The following is a 21,083-nucleotide window of genomic DNA, read 5'->3' on the forward strand; positions in this document are numbered from 1 at the left end:
ACCAACAAGAATCGGCTGCGGGAATAACGTGACATGTCACGTGTTGTCGTGAAGTGAGAGACGATGGCAACTCCGCCACCTCGACACCAGGGAGATCAACATGGCTCAGCTCGCAGGCAAGACGGCGCTCGTTACGGGCGGGAGCTCAGGCATCGGCCTCGCCACGGCGAAGAGGTTCGCCGCCGAGGGCGCGCACGTTTTCATCACCGGCCGCAGTCAGCGCACCCTCGACGAGGCGGTAGCGGCGATCGGCGATGAGGCAACCGGAATCCGCAGCGACGTATCGAATCTCGATGACCTGGACAGCGTCGTCGACGCCATCTCTTCGCGCGGGCGTGGTCTGGATGTGGTGTTCGCCAACGCCGGCGGCGGAGGGCTCGCGGCGCTGGCCGACGTGACGGTCGAGCAGTTCACCAACACCTTCAACATCAATGTCGGCGGCATCGTGTTCACGGTGCAGAAGGTGCTGCCCCTGCTCAACACAGGCGCGTCGATCGTGTTGACCGGATCGACCGCGGCCTCCGGCGGGAATCCCGGCATGAGCGTCTACGCCGCGTCCAAGGCGGCCATCCGATCATTGGGACGTACCTGGGCGGCGGAGCTCGCCGACAAGGGTTTGCGGGTGAACACCGTCATACCGGGCCCCGTGGAGACGCCGGGACTGACTGGGCTGGCTCCGAGCGGCCAGGAGCAGGCACTGCTGGACGCGGAGGCATCGCGAGTGCCGATGGGCCGCGTAGGTCGGCCTGAAGAGATCGCGGCCGCGGTGTTGTTCCTTGCCTCTGACGAGAGCAGCTTCATGACCGGAACCGAGGTGTTCGTCGACGGTGGTGAGAGGCAGGTCTAACGCCGCGCGCGGACGTCGATGTCGGGGCGGGGCAGCGTCCCGTGGCGCAGGATGGATTCGTAGACCGCCGACAGGACGTCGGCGAGCGCCTTCTCCTGGCCGCGCTTCAGATCGGAGAAGAACACCTGCTTGACCCAGGCGGCGTGCTTGGGTGCCGCGGCCCGAAAGGCGCGCCAGCCGCTGTCGGTGAGCACCACGTCGGTAGCTCGGCCGTCGGTTTCTGAGGGGACCCGCTCGACGTGACCGCGCATACTCGTCCGCTGCAGATAGTGCGACAGCCTGCTGCGTTCCCAGCCGATGGTGATCGCCAGGCTGGTGAGCTGTGCGCGACCGCGGGGCGCGTTGGTCAGTGCATTCATCACCGTGTAGTCGCCGAGCGACATCCCGCACTCGGCCTGCAAATGCCGGTTCATCTCGTATTCCAGCCGATGGTAGACCCGCATGTAGCTCAGCCAGGTTCGTTGTTGCGACGGGTTGAGCCCGCCGTCGTCGGTCACTGCTCAGAAGCCTCCGATAGGTGATATTTCACGTATCGTAGCCCCGAAGTTCGCTCAGGCGTGCGTCGCGAAGTACTTCTGGCCGCCTGCCGGGATCCGCCCGAATCCCGCCTTCAGTACCGGTGCCAGCACCTTGACCGGCAGCGCGAACGCGGGCTTGGGTTCAACCGCCAGTGTCCAGGTGAACAACGTCTCGCTTCCGGCGGGCTCGACGAGGTAGTGCTCGGCGAAGCGCTTGAACAGGGGCACGGCGCACTCGTAGACGTAGAACGACTTGCTGTGCCCGTCCTCCCATTGGAAGAAGCGCTCGCGCATCACCGACCCGCCGGGCGCGGTGACGTCGCGCGTGGTGCCGACTCCGAAAGGCCGTGGCGAAGTCCACGTGACGTCTTTGATCATCGGCCCCCAGGCGGCCAGTGACTCGTCGGAAACCAGTGACTCCCAGACCTTTTCAGGTGAGGCGGCAAACCGCTTCTGGTAGCGGAAGATGTGCGGTGCCGAGGTCAGGAAATCGGCGTCGGCGGGTTCGAGCGCGTGCCAGCGGGTCATGAATGACCATCCTCGCACTCAGCGAGCTAACCCGTCTTTCGTACCGGGTATCCGTTCTGCTCCGCCAGCGACCGCAGCTGCTTGAGCGCGAAGCGGCGGGCGCGGCCCGCCTCGGGGATCAGGATGCCGGCCCACACTCCCTCGGCGCCCGGCGTCGAACATGCTTCCCGAGCGCATCGCCACCGGAGGGGGCAGGCGCGGCACAGCGCCTTGGCGCCCTCGTCGGCGGTCGTCGTCCATCTATCCGGATCTTGCGTACAGGGCGCCATTGCCGAGTCATCGAGGATGGCTGGTGCCTGGGGCGCATCGACAGCGCGAAGCTGCGCGACCGCGCTCGATCGTGTCTGGACGTGCACTGCTCCGGCCTCCCCGTCTTCATCGGTCACGTAAACAATACGTTTGTATGGTAGACACAATACGTTCGTATTGTCTAATCTGGGCCTGTGAGCACGGAGACCACCTCTCGATGACTGCGGTGACAGAACGCGACCACGTCGGTGGCGACGAACTCAAGAAACTCGAGCGGATCCGCCAGGCGGCATTGAAGAGTTTCGCGACGAAGGGAGCTGCGGGGACGTCGCTGCGTTCGGTCGCCGCGGACGCCGGTGTCTCCCTCGGATTGGTGCAGCATCACTTCGAAACGAAGGCCGGTCTCATCAAGGCCGTCGACGACTATGTGATGGGCGTTGTGATCGCCGTAGTCGCCCAACCGGTGACTGCGCCGCACGCCAAGGACTCGATCGCCGACATGGGCAGCCGGGTCACCACACTTCTGCTCGAGCATCCCGACGTCGTGGACTACTTCGGTCGCGCGCTCATCGACGGCAGCCAGCTGGGCATCACGATCTGGGACACGCTCTCCGCCTTCGGTATGGCGCGCTGGACCGCGCGGAAGGAGAGCGGCGAAGCTCGCGACGACATCGACGTCACCTGGGCGGCGTTGAACTCGCTCGTCCTGGCGCTCGGCACCCTCATCGTGCGAGGGCACATCGAACGGCAGATTCCGGACGCGTTCAAATCGCCCGAGCAGGTCGACAGGTGGCAGAAATCGGTGAACGCCCTGCTGCGCGAGGGTCTTTTTCCGCATCCTCGCGACGACGAGTGAGCGTACTCAAACCTATTCGTCCGCAACCCTTTTGCGATAGCCGCTCGGCGTTTCTCCGCTGAACTGCGCGAAGGCACGCGTGAATGAGCTGAGGCTGTCGAAACCGACGGCCGACGCGGTCTCCTGAACTGACTGCCCCGGAGCGGCCAGCAGTGCCATCGCGCGCAACATCCGCGCGTGCAAGAGATATGTGCGCCATGACAAGCCGAGGGTGTCCTGGAACAGTCGCCGCAACGTACGTTCGGACACCGACACCGCGCGGCTCACCTCCTCAGCGCTCACCGAAGCAAGGTGCGCCTTCGTGTATGACATCGCCGCGGCGACAATCGGGTGCTCGGACGTCGGCAGGCTCAGTGGGGCCTCATGGTCGAGGGCCTCGGCGACCAGATCGGCCAGGGTGCGGAAGAACGCGTCTGATTGGGCGTCGCCGTCGGCACGGTCGATCTGCCACCGCAGCGCGTAGATCATCATCTCCCGGATCAACGGCGACACCGCGAGAATGCGTGCGCGATCGCCGGGGGCGGCCACCAGCGCGGGATCGAACATCACCGCAACGGTCTTCACATCTGGGTTCATGACGGCCTGATGCTCGAGGCCCGCGGGTATCCACGCCGCCTGCTGAGGGGGAAGAAGGTAATGCGCCGAATCGGTCTCGACCTCGACGACGCCGTGCAGCGCGTACTCGATCTGGTGCACCTCGTGGCTGTGCCATCCCGTGATCAGCCCGTCGCCCTCGTACAGGTAGCTGCCGCCGAGTGCCCGACCGCCCCGGCGGAGTTCAATGACGCGTCGGGCGGGGCGGTGGGAAAGATCCTGCGCGGGGCGGCGGGAAGGATCCTGCCGGGGTTTGGCCGCTGCGGACAAAACTCTGTCCGAAGTCGCAGAGCCGGTCATGGCAATAGACGGTACTAGTTGGTTATGCAGACCGACGACCTGATCCTGGTGAGCATCGACGACCACGTGGTGGAACCGCCGGACATGTTCCTCAACCACGTCCCCGCCAAGTACAAGGACGAGGCACCCATCGTCGTCACCGACGAGAAGGGCGTCGATCAGTGGATGTACCAGGGCAGGCCGCAGGGTGTCAGCGGGCTCAACGCGGTGGTGTCCTGGCCGGCCGAGGAGTGGGGACGCGACCCCGCCGGCTTCGCCGAGATGCGACCAGGGGTCTACGACGTCCACGAGCGCGTCCGGGACATGAACCGCAACGGCATCCTGGCGTCGATGAACTTCCCGACCTTCACCGGTTTCTCGGCGCGGCACCTCAACATGCACCGCGAAGAAGTCACGCTGGTGATGGTGTCGGCGTACAACGACTGGCACATCGACGAGTGGGCGGGCAGCTACCCGGACCGCTTCATCCCGATCGCCGTACTGCCGACGTGGAACCCGCAGGCGATGTGCGCTGAGATCCGCCGAGTGGCCGCGAAGGGCTGCCGGGCGGTCACCATGCCGGAACTGCCGCACCTGGAAGGACTTCCGAGCTACCACGACGACGACTACTGGGGCCCGGTGTTCGCCACGCTGTCCGAAGAGAACGTGGTGATGTGCCTGCACATCGGCACCGGTTTCGGCGCGATCAGCATGGCGCCGAACGCGCCGATCGACAACTTGATCATCCTGGCCACCCAGGTGTCGGCGATGTGTGCCCAGGATCTGCTGTGGGGCCCCGCTATGCGCGGCTACCCGGATCTCAAGTTCGCGTTCTCCGAAGGCGGAATCGGTTGGATTCCTTTCTATCTCGATCGCAGTGACCGGCACTACACCAACCAGAAGTGGCTGCGGCGCGACTTCGGCGACAAGCTGCCGAGTGACGTGTTCCGCGAGCACTCACTCGCGTGTTACGTCACCGACAAGACGTCGCTGAAGCTGCGCCATGAGATCGGCATCGACAACATTGCGTGGGAGTGCGATTATCCGCATTCCGACTGCTTCTGGCCCGATGCGCCGGAGCAGGTGCTCGCCGAGCTGAACGCCGCGGGCGCTGACGACTCGGACATCAACAAGATCACGTGGCAGAACGCGTGCAACTTCTTCGGCTGGGATCCGTTCGCACTCACCCCGAGGGAGCAGGCGAGCGTCGGGGCGTTGCGCGCCAAGGCAACCGACGTCGATGTGTCGATCCGGCCCCGCAAGGAGTGGGCGCGGCTCTACGCCGAGAAACAACTCGCCAAAGCGTGATTCACACTCGCGGGGCGTGCACTTTCTGGCGCAACGGCTGAGCCGCGGTCTCCCGCGTGGTCATGATCGTGGCGAGGGTGATGATCGCCGCGGCGATGACGTAGAACGCGGGTGCGAGTTCATTTCCGGTTTCGGCAACCAACCAGGTCGCCACGTACGGTGCCGTGCCGCCGAAGATCGCGACGGACACGTTGTACCCGATGGAGTAGCCGCTGGAGCGCACCCGCGTGGCGAACAGTTCGGCACCGGCCGCCAGCGATGCCGACACGAAGACCGATTCAATCGCGGCCAGGGCAGCGTGCGCGGCGATGGCCGCGGCCAGTGATCCGGTGTTGAGCAACATGAACAACGGATAGGCGAACACCGCAAATCCGACCGCCCCCGCGATGAGCAAGGGTTTTCGGCCGATCCGGTCCGACAGCGCGCCCAATGGAGGGATGAGAATGATCGCGACAGTGCTCGCGATGATGATCGAGACGAAAGCATTGGTCTTCGTGAATTCGAGCGTCTTGGTGAAATATGTTGGCAGGTAGGTGAAGACGATGTAGAAACCGACGTTGTGGATCACCACCAGGCCGGCGATCTGCAGGATCGGACGCCAGGACGTGGTGAACGCCTCCTTCAGCGGTGAGGACGACACCTCTCCCTCGTCGCGCAGAGTTTCGAATTCCGGTGTGTCGCCGAGCCGCATCCGGATGTAGAGGCCGACCACTCCGAGTACGCCGGCGATGAGGAAGGGTATCCGCCAACCGTAGGAGTTCATCGCGCTCTCCGAGAGCAGCGTTTCGAGTCCGGTCACCGTCAGCGAACCCAGCAGGAAGCCAACGACGACCGACCAGACCAGGAACGACACGACGAATCCGCGGTGCTTGTCGGGGGCGAATTCAGCCAGATAGCATGCGCCGCTGCCGTATTCGCCACCTGCTGAGAATCCCTGCACGCAGCGCAGGAGGAGCAGCAAGAGTGGCGCGGCTACGCCGATGGACTCGTAACTCGGTACCAGGCCGATGAGAAGAGTCGAGCCCGACATCAGCAGGATGACAAGCGCGAGCACCCGTTGCCTGCCGATCCGGTCACCGAGTGGCCCGAAGAAGAACCCGCCGAGCGGTCGCATGAAGAATGCGGCGGCGAAGACGGCGAAGGTGCTCAGCAGCGCGGCCGTCTCGTCGCCGGAGGGGAAGAACTGGTCGGCGATGTAGGTCGCGAGGGTGCTGTAGATCGCAAAGTCGTACCACTCGACGGTGTTTCCGATCGCTGCGCCGCGCACCGCCTTCCGGACTTCTGCGGGGTCGGCTTCGCGCTGCCGCTTCGGCGCCTCATCGATGGTCATGACCCTCCTCGTTGTCGAAGTCGCCGTGACGACGGTCGGTGATGAACATGTGGCCCGGTGCGTGGAAGATCGCGAGCGAGGGCCGGGCCTCGATGGCGACCGCCTGCGGAGTCACGCCGCAGGCCCAGAAGACCGGCACCTCGTCCGCGCCCACCCGGACCGCGTCACCGAAGTCCGGTGTCGCGAGGTCGCTGATTCCGATCTCGGCCGGGTCGCCGATGTGCACCGGCGCGCCGTGCATGGCGGGAAAGCGGGCGGAGATCTCGACGGCACGCGGGACGGTATCGGCAGGAAACGGCCGCATGGACACCACCAGCGGCCCGTCGAAACGACCGGCAGGAGTGCACCGTCGGTCGGTGACGTACATAGGGACGTTGACGCCCTGCACCTGGTGCGCAATCGGTAACCCGGCCGCGGCCAGGGCCCATTCGAAGGTGAACGAGCACCCCAGGAGGAACGACACCAGGTCGGTGCGCCATTTACCGGCGATGTCGGTGGGTTCGTCGACGAGGTGACCGTCATGGAACACCCGGTACCGCGGCAGGTCGGTACGCAGATCGGCGTCGGCGGCGATACCGAAGGGGTGTGGTGATCCGGTGTCGGTCACCTCGAGCAGTGGGCACGGTTTCGGATTGCGCACACAAAAGCGCAGGAAGTCGAGCGCCTCGTCGGCGGGCAGGATGACCAGGTTGGCCTGTGCGAATCCCGGCGCAAGGCCGCTCGTCGGGCCGGTGTGCTCGCCGGCTCGGATGGCGGCTCGGTCAGCGGCTGCGGTGTCCGCGGCCCGCAAGGTCATGCTCGTGCATTCCCGTTTGCGACGAGGACCTAACCTGCGGGCTCCTCTCGCACCGGTACCGAGATGTCGGTCGGGATGGTCCGCCCCCGAAGCACCTCAGAGCCGCGGACGACCCAGTGCTGACGTTCGTCGTCGCTCGCTTGCGCGAGTGCGGCACCAGAGCAGAGCACCCGATCGTCGAAGTCCTTGGCGAGATCGGCGAGTCGCGCGGCCTCGTTCACGGCGTCGCCGACGACGGTGTATTCGTAACGGTTCTCGGCACCGATGTTGCCGGCGAACACCGGCCCGGCCGATATGCCGATGCCGAAATCAACCGGGAGTCTGCGTAGTTCGGCACCCAGAGAGCGGGCGGTCGCGAGTGCGGCGGAAGCGGGATCGTCGGTGCGCAACGGTGCACCGAAGACGGCGAGCACTGCGTCGCCCTGAAACTTGTTGACCAGTCCATGGTTCTCATCGACATGAGCGACGACCATCCGAAAGAACTCGTTGAGCACCGACGCGACCTCATGTGGCTCGTGAGTCGCCGCGAGCTGCGTCGAGCCGACAAGATCAATGAACAGTATGGCGGCATTGCGTTCGTCACCCGACAGCGATTCGTTGGCGTCGATCGCGCGGCGGACGACCTCTTCGCCGACGTGCCTGCCGAACAGATCGCGTAATTGTTCGCGTTCGCGTAATCCGGCGACCATCCGGTTGAATCCACTTTGCAATCGCCCTATTTCGGACCATTCGTAGACGTCGAGGGACTTGTCGAGCTTGCCCCGCTCAACCTCGGCCATGGCGTCGACGACCTGACGGAGTGGATCTGAGATCGAGATCGACACCAGGATCATGGCCCGAAGTCCGAGCACGACCGCGACGAGCGCGAGCACGAGGAGGGCCAGTTCGACGGGTGTGTTTTTCGAGATGATCCATCCGTTGGACCTCATCACCAACAGGCTCGCGATCGCGATGCCCGGTAGCGCGGTCGTGACCGCCCACATGATCAACAACCTGGCACGCACACCGGGTGCGGTGGTGGGCGTGATCTCGCTGAAATCCCTTGTGACACCGGCGAGCAGCGGGCGCAGCGTGCGGAGGGTGAACAGAAACCCGGTGCAGACAGTCGCGATCGTGCCGAAGATGATGGCAGACGCGACCACCACCTGTAGTTCCGCTGGGGCACCGAGGTTGAGCGGAATCATCACCGCAGCCCCGACGATCCATGGTGCTGCCGTGATCGCCGATTGGCGGCGCAGCATCTTCAACGCCAGCCGGCGTTCGTCGTCGGTGGGTTCGCGGATGCCGAGCCATTTCAGCGACGGTGCGACGATACGTACGGCCCCGATCGCCACAATTGCCGTACCGATCACGATCACCGCCGCCGCGGCGACGGTGATCACGGGTGTGGCCCGAGCATGGCCGGTCAATGAGATGACCAGGGCGGTGACCTCGGCGGTCGTCAGGAGATAGGCGGACGTCAACCCCGCTGCATACCGGATCAGCAGCCTGCGGGGCTTCACATGGCCGAAGGTATCAGTCGCTCGCGGGCAGCGGCTTGGCTTCTTTCAGTGACAAAGCCGTGTCGCCGACCGACAGGGTGCCCGCCCCCGCCTTGGTCACGAGGACCTCGGCGCCGGACTCGTCGACGTAGCGCTTACCCATCGCATTGCCCTCGGAGAATGCCGGATCGATTGCGGCGTCGGCGGACTTCTCGCTATCCAGCGGCACCATCGGCACCCCGCCCGCGCGCAGATCGTCGAGGCTGTCCGCGCTGCGCACGACGATCACCTGGGTGTCGCAGACTTGGCTCTGCAGTCGCGTGCCGTTCTTGATCATGTTCGGCTCCTTGCTAATTCGAGGCTGTCAGTTCTTGGACCAGTTCGCGGCGCAACACCTTGCCGGTCGCATTGGTCGGCAGTTCGTCGCGGAAGACAACGCGGTCGGGTGTACGCGATCCGCGCAGTTGCGATCGAACGTGCTCGCGCAACTCGTCGGGGTCGGGGTTCGCGCCTGCCGCCGGGACCACCACCGCGACGATGATCTGCCCCCACTGCGGATCCTCGGGCCCCACCACCGCGCAGTCATGCACCAAGGGGTGTTCCACAAGGACGTCTTCGATCTCGGCCGGCGCGATGTTCTCTCCGCCGCGGATGATCGTGTCGTCCGACCGTCCGCCGATGAAGAGGTAGCCGGCGTCGTCGAGCATGGCGACGTCCTTGGTGGGGAACCAGCCGTCGGCGTCGAGCACGGAACCGATCTCGGCGTAACGGCCCGACACCTGGTCGCCCCGGACGAACAGCTCACCGGTTTCGCCGGGCCCGACGACCTGGCCGGCTTCGTCGCGGATCTGTACCTCGATGCCGGGGACCGGCTGACCGACCGAGCCGAGTCGACGGGTGACCGTCACATCGGTCGAAGCCATGGCGTCTCGGTGATCGTCGGGAGTGAGCACCGCGATCGTCGAACTGGTCTCGGTGAGTCCGTAAGCGTTGACGAAACCGACATCGGGTAACAACCCAAGTGCTTTGCGCACCAACGGAAGTGCGACCTTCGAGCCGCCGTAAGCGAGGTTGCGCAGGCTGGGCAGCGCGACCGGCTCCGCTTCGAGGGCCGAGATGATGCGGTCGAGCATCGTCGGCACAACGGTCGCAGACGTGACCCCCTCGTCCCGCACGAGGCGCACCCACTCGGACGGGTCGAACTGCGGCAGGTACACCATCTTTCGGCCGGCATAGAGGTTCGAGAGCGCCGCGCTGACCCCCGCGATGTGGTACGGCGGTACACAGATCAACGCCGCATCATCGGGTGCGGCCCCGTCGAACTCAACCGTTCCGGTGATGTAGCTGGTCAAATTGTTGTGCGTGAGTTCAACCGCTTTGGGCCGCGACGTGGTGCCCGAGGTGAACAGCACGACGCCGACGTCTTCCGGGTCGGGAAACTCGGCGGCCGGCTCCGCAGTGCGGGCGGCGGCGATGAATTCCTCGGATCCGATGACCTGCTTACCGGCGCCTGCGACGACATCGAGGTACTCCGCGTCGGCGACGACCAGCGGCTGCGGCAGACGGTCGATCAGCTCGCGCAGGCCGTCGGCGCTCAGGCGATAGTTCAGCGGTGTGAACGTCGCCCCCGCCCGCGCAGAGGAGAACAGCAGCAGCGGGAGCATGGCACCGCCAAGGCCGACGTAGGCGACGTGCGATGTGCCGGCCGCCGCGATGACGCCCGCCCCACCGTCGGCGAGCTCGCTCAGTTCAGCTGTCGTAAGCCGCATCTCACCCGACACCAGCGCGGTGCGGTCCGGGTTGGTTGAGGCTGCCATCTCCAGCAGCAACGAGATGCTCATGATTTGTCGACGAAGATATCAAGGATGGGGTCGTCCCCACCGCCATAGCCGGACAAGTCGGTCAGGCCGGCCGATGCCAGCGCGTCGACATCGATGAAGCACTGTCCGGTGACATCGGCAGCCGGGCGGGAGAGGATCGCGACTGCCGCGTCGGCCATGATCCGCGGGTCACGCGACCTGGCCAGCATCTCCTGGAAGCCGGGCGAGTTGGCGACCGCGGCGGTGGCGATGTACGTCTCGGGCCACAGGCAGCTGAAGCCGATGCCCGTGTCGGCGTACTCCGCCGCCCAGCCCAGCGACAACAGCGTCATGCCGTACTTCGACAGCGTGTACGACGGGTGCGCGCCCAGCCAGTGCGGGTTCATGTTCAGTGGCGGAGCCAAGGTGATGACGTGCGCGTTCGGAGACTTGCGCAGGTGGGGCAGCGCGGCCTTGGTGAGCAGGAAGGTGCCCCGGACGTTGATGTCCATCATCAGGTCGAACTTCTTGGCGGCCAGGTCTTCGGTCGGTTCGGTCGCGATGGCGCTGGCGTTGTTGATGACGATGTCGACACCGCCGAAGTGTTCGACCGCCGCATCCACAGCGCGCTGCACGTCCTCTTCCTTACGGACGTCACCGACGACCGCAATGCCCTTTCCGCCCGCGGCCTCGACGTCGGCCACGGCGGTGTGGACGGTGCCTGGCAGCCTGGGATGGGGTTCGGACGTCTTCGCGAGAAGGACGCAGTTGGCGCCCAGCTTCGCTGCGCCCAGCGCGATCGCCAACCCGATGCCGCGGGAACCGCCTGACACCACGAGCGTGCGGTCGGTGAACGGTGACGGGCTCGTCATGGGCCTCCTCTGGATGCGCAGTCCCAGGATTCTACCTGGATTCTAATGGAACGGTAGTGACGTTCTCATTCTAGGCAAGTGCCATAATCGCTGTTTACTGGGCCTTCGGTCGCATTGAAGGGGGACTCGTGGGTCCCTCTCACTGCACGTTTCCAGTGTGCGGTATTGGCATTCTCATTTTTTGCAAGTACGTTATCGAGTGATGACTCCGCCATCTGACCTGCCTGTACAGACCCCCTCCGGCATCCCGCTCGAGCCCATCTACGGACCGGCCGACGTGAGTGGTGAGCCCCCCGCGCCTGGCACCTATCCGTTCACGCGCGGCAACTTCGCCAGCGGGTACCGCGGCAAGCTGTGGACGTTCCGGCAGTATTCGGGCTTCGGCACGGCCGAAGAATCCAACCGCCGCTATCGCTACCTGCTGGATCAGGGTGGCACCGGACTGTCGGTGGCGTTGGACCTGCCCACGCAGTGCGGCTACGACTCCGACGACGAGGAGTACGGCGAGGAGGTGGGCCGCGTCGGTGTCGCCGTGGACACCCTGGCCGATGCCGAGATCCTGTTCGACGGCATCCCGCTGGACAAGATCAGCACCAGCTTCACGATCAACGGCACCGCGGCGATCCTGCTGGCCTTCTACGTGGCGGCCGCGGAAAAGAAAGGGGTGCCGCGCGAGAAGCTCACCGGCACCATTCAGAATGACATCCTCAAGGAATACGCGTCGCGCGGCACCTGGATCTGGCCGCCGGAACCGTCGCTGCGGTTGATCGCCGACACGATCGAGTTCTGTGCCGCCGAGGTCCCGCGCTTCAATGCGATCTCGGTCGCAGGGGCTCACTTCCGCGACGCCGGCGCCAACGCTGTGCAGGAGATGGCGTTCACCCTCGCCGACGGCGTTACCTATTGCGACACCGTCGTCGAGCGCGGCCGGATGACCATCGACAAATTCGCCCCGCAGATCTCCTTCTTCTTCTACACCCACGGCGATTTCTTCGAGGAGATCGCGAAGTACCGGGCCGGCCGCCGCCGCTGGGCCACGATCGTGCGGGAGCGCTACGGCGCCAGCAGCGACAAGGCGTCGATGTTCCGGTTCGGCTGCGTGGCCGGCGGTGCGTCCCTGTATGCGCCGCAGGCCCAGAACAACCTCGTCCGGGTGGCCTATGAGGCGATGGCCGCGGTGCTCGGCGGGGTGCAGTCGATGTTCACCGCTGCCTGGGACGAGCCGTTCGCGTTGCCGAGCGAGGAATCCGCGACGCTGGCGTTGCGGACCCAGCAGATCCTGGCGTACGAGACCGGCGTCGCGAAGGTGGCCGACCCCCTGGGCGGGTCCTATTTCGTGGAGGCGCTGACCGATGCCACCGAGGAGAAGATCATCGAGATCATGCACGATCTCGAAGCGCACGGCGGCATGGTGCGCGCCATCGAGGACGGCTACCTACAGGGTCTGATCGCCGACGAGGCCTACAAGATTCACCAGGAGGTCGAGTCCGGGGAGCGGCCGGTGGTCGGGGTCAACAAGTTCGTCGTCGACGAGCCGCCGCCGGAGATCGCCACCTACGAACTCGATGCTGAGGGCCGCGACAAGCAGCTCAAGCGGCTGGCGAAGGTCAAGGCCGACCGGGACGACGTCGCCGTGAAGGAAGCGTTGGCCGCCTTGGCGCGCGGCGCGGAGGGCGACGACAACCTGATGCACAGGCTGATCGACTGCGCAGGAGTCTATTGCACAGTGGGGGAGATGGTGTCGACGCTGAAATCGGTGTGGGGCGAGTTCCAGCAGCCGGTGGTGTTCTAGTGTCTGATTCCTCTCCCACCCAAGCCCACCCGGCATCCGCTCCCGCACAGGGCAATCCGGCGCGCGTGCTGGTCGCCAAACCCGGCCTGGACGGCCACGACCGCGGCGCCAAGATCGTGGCGCGCACACTGCGCGATGCCGGCTTCGAGGTCATCTACACCGGGATCCGTCAGCGCATCGAGGACATCGTGTCCATCGCACTTCAGGAAGACGTTGCCCTGGTGGGCCTTTCGATCCTCTCCGGTGCGCACGTAGCACTGACTACTCGCACCGTTGACGCACTCCGTGCAGCCGACGCCGGGGACATCGCCGTGGTGGTGGGGGGCACGATCCCCGAATCCGACGTGCAAAAACTGCTCGACGCCGGCGCCGCCGCGGTGTTCCCCACCGGCACATCGCTGGACACGCTGGTGCGCGACGTCCGGGCGCTGACGGAGAAGGCGGGACGGCTATGAGGCTCGGGCGGGCGAAGCGGGGTGGGCAATGAGACTCGGCGTGATGATCGGGGCTGAGCGCGGGGACATGGCCCGCAAGGTCAAAAAGCTCCTCGAGGACATCGAGTGGGCGGAGTCCGCAGGCATGGACACCGCGTGGATGCCCCAGGTGCCCAACGACTTCGACTGTCTGACCATGGTCGCCCTGATGGGCTCGCGCACGTCCCGCATCGAACTGGGCACCGCCGTCGTACCGTTGCAGGCACAACATCCGATCGCCCTGGCGCGCCAGGCGCTTTCGGTACACGCGGGCACCGGTGGACGGCTGGCGCTCGGCGTCGGGCCGTCGCACCACTGGATCGTGCGCGACATGCTCGGCATCCCCTATGAGAAGCCGGCCGCGTATACCCGCGATTATCTCGAGGTGCTCAACGCCGCGATCGCGGGTCCCGGCGACGTGGACGTCGAGAACGACAACTTCACCGTGCACAACCCGACCGTGCTCGCCGCCGAGCCGCCGATGCCGGTGCTGGTGTCCGCGCTTGGACCGGTGATGCTGCAGATCGCGGGGGAGCACGCGGATGGCACGGTGTTGTGGATGGCCGACGAGAAGGCCATCGGCGAGCACATCGCGCCGAAGATCAACAAGGCCGCCGCGGAGGCAGGAAGGCCCGCACCGCGAATCGTCGCCGGGATTCCGGTGTGCTTGTGCGCCAACTCGGAGATCGACGCCGCCAAGGACCGCGCGAATCGGATTCTGGCCGAGGCGGAGACCTCGCCGAACTATCAGCGGCTTCTGGATCGTGGCGACGCACGCGACGTGGGCGACCTGACCGCCGCCGGTGACAGTGAACAGATTCTGCGTCGATTCAAAATGTTCGCGGATGCCGGGGTGACCGATCTGTCGGTTCGCCTGCTGCCCATCGGTGAGAACCGCGATGAGCTGATCGCCTCGAAGTACCGGACGCGTGAGGTGATCGCGGAACTCGCCAAGGCCGTGCGATGACAGGAGGCCCACCGCTGGCGGGCATCCGCATCCTGGAGGTCGGCGTCATGCTCGCCGGCCCGTACGCGACGATGCTGCTGGCTGATCTCGGCGCCGAGGTGATCAAGATCGAGCCGCCCGGCGGGGAGATCTCCCGCCAGGTCAGTGACAGCTATTTTGCAAGCCTCAACCGCAACAAGCAGAGTGTGTGCCTGGATCTGCAGTCAGACGAAGGACGCGCCCGTCTGGGTGACCTCGTCGCGAATTCGCATGCGCTGCTGGTCAATATGAAGCCGTCGGCGATCAAGCGGCTGGGCCTCACCTACGACGCGCTGCGACCGTTCAACGACCGAATCGTCTGTGTCGCGTTGACGGGGTTCGGGCTGAACGGCGGCGACGACCCAGCCTTCGACTATGTTATCCAGGCGGCGACAGGCGTGGCCGCGATGACGGGCCATCCCGACGATCCGCCGACCCTGCCGGGTTACTCGTCGGTCGACAACTCCACTGGGCTCGCCGCGGCCCTCGGCCTGCTTGCGCAGATCGTCTCGGGGCGCGGTGGACAGGTGGACGTCTCGCTGCGCGACGTGATGCTGTCCCAGTTGAACTATCGCGCCTCGGCGTACCTCAACGACGGCGCCGAGCCACAACGCTATCCGTATGGGGCGCACTCGTATTACGTTCCAGCGCAGCTATTCGAAACTGCCGACGGATACCTGGCGCTGTTCATCACGCATGACGCTTTCTGGAAGTCGTTCGCCACCGAGGCGGGAATCGAGGGCTTCACCACGATGGCCGAGCGGGCGGCGCACCGCCAGGAGGTGCTCGCCGTCGTCGCCGCCCAGCTCGCAACCGACAGCGCTCTTGGGTGGGAGGCCAGGCTGCGTCCGCTGGGCATACCGGCCGCCGCGGTGCGCACGCTGCCCGAGGCGCTGGAGGCGACCCCCGAAGTCGTGGTCACCGCAGGGGATTTCAAGTTGGTGCGCAGCCCGATCCACATCGACGGGTACCACCCCGAATACCGGCCACCCCCGCGCCTCGACGAGCACGCCGAGGCGCCGACGGCTCAGTCGTCGTAGGTGAAACAGACCGAATCCGTGTCCGGAATGGCTTGGCAGGTAAGTATGTATCCGTCTTCGACTTCATCTTCCTCGAGCGCGTCGTTGACACGCATCGTGGCCTTACCCTCGACCAATTTGCCCATGCAGGTGCCGCAGTTGCCTGCTTCGCAGGAGAATGGCGGAGAGAGCCCGGCGCGCCGCGCGCTCTCAAGGAGAGTCTCATTGGCGACCCGTCGAACCGACGCCGTTTTTCGGTCGAGCACGATCGTCACTTGCCCGTCGTCGGGTGAGCCCGGGACCGGTTCTGCCGTCATCAAGCCTCTCCTGGCACATCGGTTCTGAGAATTAGAGAATACCATTCTCTTTTAGTGATACGCTATTCTCGATTCTTGATTCACATCGTGCCGTAGCGGCGAGTGAGGACAGGCTGTGGGTGAGGCGATCGCGCTCGCTTTCGAGGAGCGTGAATACACGCTGCCCGAACTCGATGCCCTGGCCTGCGGTATGGCCACGACTCTCGAGCATCGCGGAGTACGGGCGGGTGACCGGGTCGCGGTCATGTCGTCCAACCGACCCGAGTTCGTCGTCGCACTCCGGGCCGTCTGGCTGCTGGGCGCTGCGGCCGTTCTACTCAGCCCGGCCTGGAAGCGCACCGAGGTCGAACACGCGCTCACGTTGACCAATCCCGCGCACGCCGTGGGAGACCACCCGGTGCTTGCCGAGTGCATGCCGATGCTGTCGTTGGACGAGGCGATCACGCCCGCGTCGCGACGCTTCGGTACGCCCGCACCGGAGAGCGATGCGCTGTTCGTTTTCAGCTCAGGCACCACCGGGATGCCCAAGGCGGTGCGCCATACTCGTGCTTCGTTTGCGGTCGCGGTGCAGCACTGGCGCGATGCGCTGGGCTTGTCGTCGGCGGATCGCATGCAGATCATGACGCCGCCGTCGCACATCCTGGGGCTCCTCAACATCGTGATGGCGCTCGAGACGGGCACCTGGATTCGGCTGCACCGGCGGTTCGATATCGACAGCATGTTGCGGCACATCGAGTCCGATCGGATCACCATCGAAATGGCCGTGGCGCCAATCGCTCTGGCGCTGGCCGCGCATCCCGATCTCGAGAAGTACGACTTGTCGTCACTACGGTACGTGATGTGGTGCGCCACACCGGTCACCGAAAGCATCGCCGAGGCGGTCAGCCGCCGTACCGGCGTGAGCTGGGTGACCGCCTACGGCGCGAGCGAACTGCCGGTCATCTCGTGCAACGACATCACCGGCGCGCGTCTGGATACCGTGGGCCGAGCGGTGCCGGGTGTGGACCTGCGAGTGGTGGCACTGGATTCCGGTCAGGCGGTGGCGCCGGGTGAACTCGGTGAAATCCAGGTGCGATCGGGCTCCGCGATGGCCGGGTACCTGCCGGATTCGGCTACCGCCGGGGCGTTTTCGGACGGCTGGTACCGGACCGGCGATGTCGGCCATCTCGATGCCGAAGGTTGGCTGCGAATCACCGATCGGTCCAAGGAAATGATCAAGGTTCGTGGCTTTCAGGTCGCGCCCGCCGAGATCGAGGCGGTACTGCATGGCCATGCTGCGGTGGAGGATTGCGCCGTGTTTGGGGTCCCCGACCCGGCCAATGGAGAGGCGATCGTCGCCGCGGTCAAGACGGCGGGTTCTGTCGACGCCGATGAGCTGGTCGCGCTGGTCGCCGAGCGACTCGCGTCGTACAAGCGGCCCAGTCAGGTCGTCTTCGTGGACGAGATTCCCCGGTTGCCATCAGGAAAGGTGTTGCGTCGAGTGTTGAAGGAGCGTCTGTGGACGTCCGTCTGACTAGTGAACAGCAACAGCTGCGGGACGCCGCAGCCAAGCTTGCCGATGATCTGGGGCCGGGCTCGGTCGCAGATCTCGACGACCGGGCACGGATCGCGCGCCTGGAGAAGGCGGTGGACGCCACCGGATTTCGTACCCTGCGCTCGGACGGCGCATCCGGTGTCGAGGTGGCCATCGTCGCCGAGGAGTTCGCACGCGGACTCGTTGACGTCCCCTTCCTGGGACCGGTGCTCGCCGACGACCTGAAGGCGCATGGTGTGCAGGTGCCGACGAGGTCCGACGAACAGGAATCCGTCGATCTGACGAGAAGCCTTGCCGGAGTGGTCGAATCACCCGCCGAGCTCGGCGAGCTGTCGGAAGAGGACGCCGGGCGGTGGCGCGCACTGGCGCTCACCGTCACCTGCGCCGACCTCGTGGGCGCAGCGCGTGGCGCGCACGCGCTGGCGTGCGAATACGCGAAGGTCCGCGAGCAGTATGGCGCGACGATCGGCTCTTACCAGGCCGTCGGCCACCTGCTGGCCGAAAGCCTGGCTCTCATCGAAGGGTCGATCAGCGTGCTACGCCACGCCGCATGGGCGGTCGACGAGTTGCCGGCGGTCGAAGCCATCGAAGCGGCGCGGGTGGCCAAGATCTACTGCGCGCGTGCGGCGTTGACCGTCTGCGAGACCTCGATCCAGGTGCATGGTGGCATTGGCAACACCTGGGAGTGCCTCGCCCACATCTATCTACGGCGCGTGTTGGCCGCCACCGAAACGTGGCCCGTCAAGCTGGAGGAGCTGACCATTGGATTTCCGTGATTCGACAGAGGAGGCGGCGTTCCGGGAACGGTTGCGCGGCTGGCTGACCGAGCAGAAGGGCAAGTTCCCGACATCCGGTGACGAGTACTGGGCCGCGCAGGGTGCCTGGCACCAGGCGCTGTACGAGCAGGGCTTCTTCGGCACGTCCTGGCCGAAAGAGTACGGGGGTCAGGACCTGCCCCCGGTGTACGACGTCATCGTCGACGAGGAGATCGCGAAGGCAGGAGCCCCGGCGCGCCCCAGCCTCGGGTATCTGGTCGTCGCGTTCGGGCATCACGGGAGCAAGGAACTGCAGCAGCGCTTCCTGCCCGGCATGATCAACGGCACCGAAAGGTGGTGCCAGGGCTTCTCGGAACCGGGCGCCGGTTCGGACCTTGCGTCGCTGACCACCACGGCCACCCGCGACGGTGACGAGTACGTTATCCACGGTCACAAGATCTGGACGAGCTACTCCGATGTCGCCGACTGGTGTCTGCTACTGGCGCGCACCGACAAGGATGTGCCGAAGCACCGTGGACTCTCCGCGTTCGTCGTCTCGATGCATCAGCCCGGCGTGGAGCAGCGGCCATTGAAGATGATCAGCGGCGTCACCAAGGAATTCGGTCAGGTGTCCTTCGACGGCGCCCGGGTGCCCGCCGAGAACTTGGTGGGCAGCCTCGGTGAAGGCTGGAAGCTCGCGATGACCGTCGTCAGCCACGAACGCGAACCGTCGACCCTGGGCTTCTCCGCCCGCTACGGGAAGCTGGTGCGCCAGTTGGCCTCCCGGACCGAAAGTAGTACGCCGGAAGAGTTGTCGTGGGCGTGGGTGCAGACGGAGATGCTGAGGCTGCACGTGCGTCGGCGGTTGTCCGAGCAACTGGACGGCATCACCCACGGGCCGCAGGGGTCGTTGGACAAGCTGTTGATGACGTGGGTCGAGCAGTCCGTCGGCCATGCGGCGCTGGCCACCGTCGGTACGAGCGATCCCGAACTGTTCGGCGCGTACATGTACAGCCGCGCGCAGAGCGTGATGGGCGGAACCTCACAGATTCAGAAGAACATCATCGCTTCGCGCATCCTCGGGTTAGGGGTCTGAAATGTATGGAATGCCAGATGAAATCGATGTCAAGACCGACGGCGGTCTCCGCATCATCACCCTGAACCGGCCCGACGATCTCAACGCCGTCAATGACCCGCTGCATGTGGGTCTGGCCAAGATCTGGGAAGAACTCAACGAAGATGTCGGTGCGCGCGCGGCGGTGATCACCGGTGCGGGCCGCGCCTTCTCGGCGGGCGGGGACTTCAACTATCTGGACGAGTTGCGCAACGACGAAGCCCTGCGCCAGAAGACGATCAAGCACGGGCGCGATCTCGTCATCGGCATGATTCGGTGTCGCATCCCGGTCATCGCCGCTGTCAACGGTCCGGCGGTCGGGCTGGGCTGCAGCCTGGCGGCCCTCTCGGACATCGTCTACATGGCAGAGACCGCGTTCTTCGCCGATCCGCATGTGTCGATCGGACTGGTCGCCGCGGACGGCGGTCCGCTGGTGTGGCCGTCGCAGATAAGTCTGTTGCAGGCCAAGGAGTTTGCCTTCACCGGGATGCGGATCAAGGCCGCACGCGCGCTCGAGCTGGGGATGGTCAACCACGTCGTCGAAGACCCGCTGGCCGAGGCGATCGCGTGCGCGAAGAAGGTCATGGAATTGCCGCAGCAGGCGCTCGAGAGCACCAAGCGGTTGATGAACATACAGCTCGAGAAGGCGGTGATGGCGTCGCTGGACTACGCGAACCTGTCCGAGTACGTCTCGTTCGGGACCGCCGACTTCAACAAGATCGTGGACGGGCTGATCGCCAAGGACAAGTAGCTGATCATCCCCAACAGCCGCGAGCGACCGTGTTTGTACGCAACACGCCGTTATTCGACGGCATTTTGCGGTCGCTCGCGGCTAGCAAGCGTGGGCTCTCGCGCTACGAAGTGATCAGTTCTTCGGAGCGCTGGATCGTGCCCGTGATACCGCCGGCGTCCTGCTGAGCCAGCAGCACCGCGGCGTCGGCCATCGCCTCGGGCGGTTCGACCATCTCCGGCGGTATCTCCACACCACCGCCGCCGGCCTGCCACCCTTCGGTGAGCACGACCCGCGACGGGCTCAGACAATTCACAGCGATGTTGTCCGGCTTGAGATCTGAGGCCAGACCCAGATACAGCCGCTCCACCGCGGCTTTCGAAACCCAATAGGCGTTGGCGCCGTGGTCGATCATGCCGGCGCCGGTCGTGGTGATCGCCATCAGTGAGCCGCCGCCGCGCGCTCTCACATGCGGAACGACGGCCTTGGTCACCAGGAACACCCCGGTGAGGTTGACGTTGAGGCACAACTGCCACCGCTTGAGCGGCGTTGACTCGATCGGGCCGAGCCACAGCACACCGGCGTTGGCGACCAGGATGTCGATACCGCCGAACTCAGAAACCGTTGAGGACACCGCATTCTCGACCGACTCTTCGCTGGTGACGTCGCATTGCACAGGCAAGGCGCGACCACCTGCTGTCGTGATGCGCTCGGCGACGTCATGAATCGTGCCCGGCACCTTGCCCTGTTCCTCGGAACGCGCTGCGACCGCGACCGCGGCCCCCTCCCGGGCCAGCGCCGCGGCAACAGTCGCGCCGATGCCACGGCTGGCACCTGCGACGAAGGCGACCTTGCCGGTGAGCTGCATACGGCCGCCCTTCTTGCAACTGACACTCTCTCAGTCAGA

The 21,083-nt window shown here is 65.4% G+C and carries 23 protein-coding genes; 11 read left to right on the forward strand and 12 right to left on the reverse strand.

Annotated elements, in window-relative coordinates:
• The first annotated feature begins 100 nt into the window (after window positions 1-100).
• Complete coding sequence (locus M1248_RS00200) at window positions 101-847, forward strand: SDR family oxidoreductase (protein WP_317147202.1); 747 nt, start codon at window positions 101-103, stop codon at window positions 845-847.
• On the opposite strand, the gene M1248_RS00205 is transcribed toward M1248_RS00200, so the two are convergent.
• From M1248_RS00205 to M1248_RS00215, 3 genes are read right to left on the reverse strand one after another with little or no spacing between them, the layout of a single operon-like run.
• Window positions 844-1,344 (reverse strand): MarR family winged helix-turn-helix transcriptional regulator, encoded by a 501-nt coding sequence (locus M1248_RS00205; RefSeq protein WP_317147203.1) that lies wholly within the window; start codon window positions 1,342-1,344, stop codon window positions 844-846. The two genes, M1248_RS00200 and M1248_RS00205, sit on opposite strands and share 4 nt — an antisense overlap.
• 54 nt (window positions 1,345-1,398) lie before the next feature.
• Entirely contained in the window at window positions 1,399-1,893 is a 495-nt protein-coding gene (locus M1248_RS00210; RefSeq protein ID WP_163730014.1) for an SRPBCC family protein, read from the reverse strand.
• Window positions 1,894-1,919: 26 nt separating this feature from the next.
• The gene (locus tag M1248_RS00215; protein ID WP_163737457.1) at window positions 1,920-2,162 is read right to left on the reverse strand and encodes a WhiB family transcriptional regulator; all 243 of its coding nucleotides are present in this window, start codon (window positions 2,160-2,162) and stop codon (window positions 1,920-1,922) included.
• A gap of 197 nt (window positions 2,163-2,359) precedes the next feature.
• Between M1248_RS00215 and M1248_RS00220 the strand changes: the two genes are divergently transcribed.
• Window positions 2,360-2,998, forward strand: a complete 639-nt coding sequence (locus M1248_RS00220; RefSeq protein ID WP_163730013.1) for a TetR/AcrR family transcriptional regulator — start codon at window positions 2,360-2,362, stop codon at window positions 2,996-2,998.
• Window positions 2,999-3,010: 12 nt separating this feature from the next.
• On the opposite strand, the gene M1248_RS00225 is transcribed toward M1248_RS00220, so the two are convergent.
• Window positions 3,011-3,892: a helix-turn-helix transcriptional regulator gene (locus tag M1248_RS00225; RefSeq protein WP_317147204.1), complete on the reverse strand. Its 882-nt coding sequence runs from the start codon at window positions 3,890-3,892 to the stop codon at window positions 3,011-3,013.
• A 24-nt stretch (window positions 3,893-3,916) separates the two neighbouring features.
• Here M1248_RS00225 and M1248_RS00230 point away from each other — a divergent pair, with 24 nt between their 5' ends.
• A complete protein-coding gene (locus M1248_RS00230; RefSeq protein WP_317147205.1) occupies window positions 3,917-5,179 on the forward strand; it encodes an amidohydrolase family protein in 1,263 nt (420 codons plus the stop codon).
• A 1-nt stretch (window position 5,180) separates the two neighbouring features.
• Here M1248_RS00230 and M1248_RS00235 read toward each other — a convergent pair whose 3' ends face one another.
• The 6 genes from M1248_RS00235 to M1248_RS00260 are packed head-to-tail and all read right to left on the reverse strand — an operon-like array spanning window position 5,181 to window position 11,457.
• Entirely contained in the window at window positions 5,181-6,509 is a 1,329-nt protein-coding gene (locus tag M1248_RS00235) for an MFS transporter (RefSeq protein ID WP_317147206.1), read from the reverse strand.
• Window positions 6,496-7,305, reverse strand: a complete 810-nt coding sequence (locus M1248_RS00240; RefSeq protein ID WP_317147207.1) for a putative hydro-lyase — start codon at window positions 7,303-7,305, stop codon at window positions 6,496-6,498. Before M1248_RS00240 ends, M1248_RS00235 begins: the two co-directional genes overlap by 14 nt.
• Window positions 7,306-7,334: 29 nt before the next feature.
• Window positions 7,335-8,807 carry an adenylate/guanylate cyclase domain-containing protein gene (locus tag M1248_RS00245; protein WP_317147208.1) on the reverse strand — a complete coding sequence of 491 codons (1,473 nt, stop codon included), beginning with the start codon at window positions 8,805-8,807 and terminating at the stop codon, window positions 7,335-7,337.
• Between the two features lie 13 nt (window positions 8,808-8,820).
• On the reverse strand, window positions 8,821-9,123 hold the full coding sequence (locus M1248_RS00250) for a hypothetical protein (RefSeq protein ID WP_163730007.1): 303 nt from the start codon (window positions 9,121-9,123) through the stop codon (window positions 8,821-8,823).
• Window positions 9,124-9,136: 13 nt separating this feature from the next.
• Window positions 9,137-10,627 (reverse strand): class I adenylate-forming enzyme family protein, encoded by a 1,491-nt coding sequence (locus tag M1248_RS00255; protein WP_163730006.1) that lies wholly within the window; start codon window positions 10,625-10,627, stop codon window positions 9,137-9,139.
• Window positions 10,624-11,457 (reverse strand): SDR family oxidoreductase, encoded by an 834-nt coding sequence (locus M1248_RS00260; RefSeq protein WP_163730005.1) that lies wholly within the window; start codon window positions 11,455-11,457, stop codon window positions 10,624-10,626. Before M1248_RS00260 ends, M1248_RS00255 begins: the two co-directional genes overlap by 4 nt.
• Before the next feature lie 202 nt (window positions 11,458-11,659).
• Between M1248_RS00260 and M1248_RS00265 the strand changes: the two genes are divergently transcribed.
• From M1248_RS00265 to M1248_RS00280, 4 genes are all read left to right on the forward strand, one after another.
• Window positions 11,660-13,249, forward strand: coding sequence for a methylmalonyl-CoA mutase family protein (locus M1248_RS00265; RefSeq protein ID WP_163730004.1), 1,590 nt, complete (start codon window positions 11,660-11,662; stop codon window positions 13,247-13,249).
• Window positions 13,250-13,314: 65 nt separating this feature from the next.
• Window positions 13,315-13,704 carry a cobalamin B12-binding domain-containing protein gene (locus M1248_RS00270; RefSeq protein ID WP_163737454.1) on the forward strand — a complete coding sequence of 130 codons (390 nt, stop codon included), beginning with the start codon at window positions 13,315-13,317 and terminating at the stop codon, window positions 13,702-13,704.
• A 28-nt stretch (window positions 13,705-13,732) separates the two neighbouring features.
• Window positions 13,733-14,689, forward strand: a complete 957-nt coding sequence (locus M1248_RS00275) for an LLM class F420-dependent oxidoreductase (protein ID WP_163730003.1) — start codon at window positions 13,733-13,735, stop codon at window positions 14,687-14,689.
• Complete coding sequence (locus M1248_RS00280) at window positions 14,686-15,747, forward strand: CaiB/BaiF CoA transferase family protein (protein ID WP_163730002.1); 1,062 nt, start codon at window positions 14,686-14,688, stop codon at window positions 15,745-15,747. Before M1248_RS00275 ends, M1248_RS00280 begins: the two co-directional genes overlap by 4 nt.
• Here the strand turns inward: M1248_RS00280 and M1248_RS00285 are convergent.
• Window positions 15,735-16,043, reverse strand: a complete 309-nt coding sequence (locus M1248_RS00285; RefSeq protein ID WP_163730001.1) for a 2Fe-2S iron-sulfur cluster-binding protein — start codon at window positions 16,041-16,043, stop codon at window positions 15,735-15,737. The genes M1248_RS00280 and M1248_RS00285 overlap by 13 nt on opposite strands.
• A 115-nt stretch (window positions 16,044-16,158) precedes the next feature.
• On the opposite strand from M1248_RS00285, the gene M1248_RS00290 reads away from it, so the two are divergent.
• From M1248_RS00290 to M1248_RS00305, 4 genes are read left to right on the forward strand one after another with little or no spacing between them, the layout of a single operon-like run.
• Window positions 16,159-17,556 (forward strand): class I adenylate-forming enzyme family protein, encoded by a 1,398-nt coding sequence (locus M1248_RS00290; RefSeq protein WP_317147209.1) that lies wholly within the window; start codon window positions 16,159-16,161, stop codon window positions 17,554-17,556.
• The gene (locus tag M1248_RS00295) at window positions 17,541-18,353 is read left to right on the forward strand and encodes an acyl-CoA dehydrogenase family protein (RefSeq protein ID WP_163729999.1); all 813 of its coding nucleotides are present in this window, start codon (window positions 17,541-17,543) and stop codon (window positions 18,351-18,353) included. Before M1248_RS00290 ends, M1248_RS00295 begins: the two co-directional genes overlap by 16 nt.
• Window positions 18,340-19,428: an acyl-CoA dehydrogenase family protein gene (locus M1248_RS00300; protein ID WP_163729998.1), complete on the forward strand. Its 1,089-nt coding sequence runs from the start codon at window positions 18,340-18,342 to the stop codon at window positions 19,426-19,428. Before M1248_RS00295 ends, M1248_RS00300 begins: the two co-directional genes overlap by 14 nt.
• A gap of 1 nt (window position 19,429) precedes the next feature.
• Window positions 19,430-20,197: an enoyl-CoA hydratase/isomerase family protein gene (locus M1248_RS00305; protein WP_163729997.1), complete on the forward strand. Its 768-nt coding sequence runs from the start codon at window positions 19,430-19,432 to the stop codon at window positions 20,195-20,197.
• A gap of 103 nt (window positions 20,198-20,300) precedes the next feature.
• Here the strand turns inward: M1248_RS00305 and M1248_RS00310 are convergent, their stop codons facing one another.
• On the reverse strand, window positions 20,301-21,044 hold the full coding sequence (locus M1248_RS00310) for an SDR family NAD(P)-dependent oxidoreductase (protein WP_317147210.1): 744 nt from the start codon (window positions 21,042-21,044) through the stop codon (window positions 20,301-20,303).
• Window positions 21,045-21,083: the final 39 nt, after the last annotated feature.

Source organism: Mycobacterium sp. 29Ha (assembly GCF_032883055.1).
Lineage (GTDB): Bacteria > Actinomycetota > Actinomycetes > Mycobacteriales > Mycobacteriaceae > Mycobacterium > Mycobacterium gallinarum.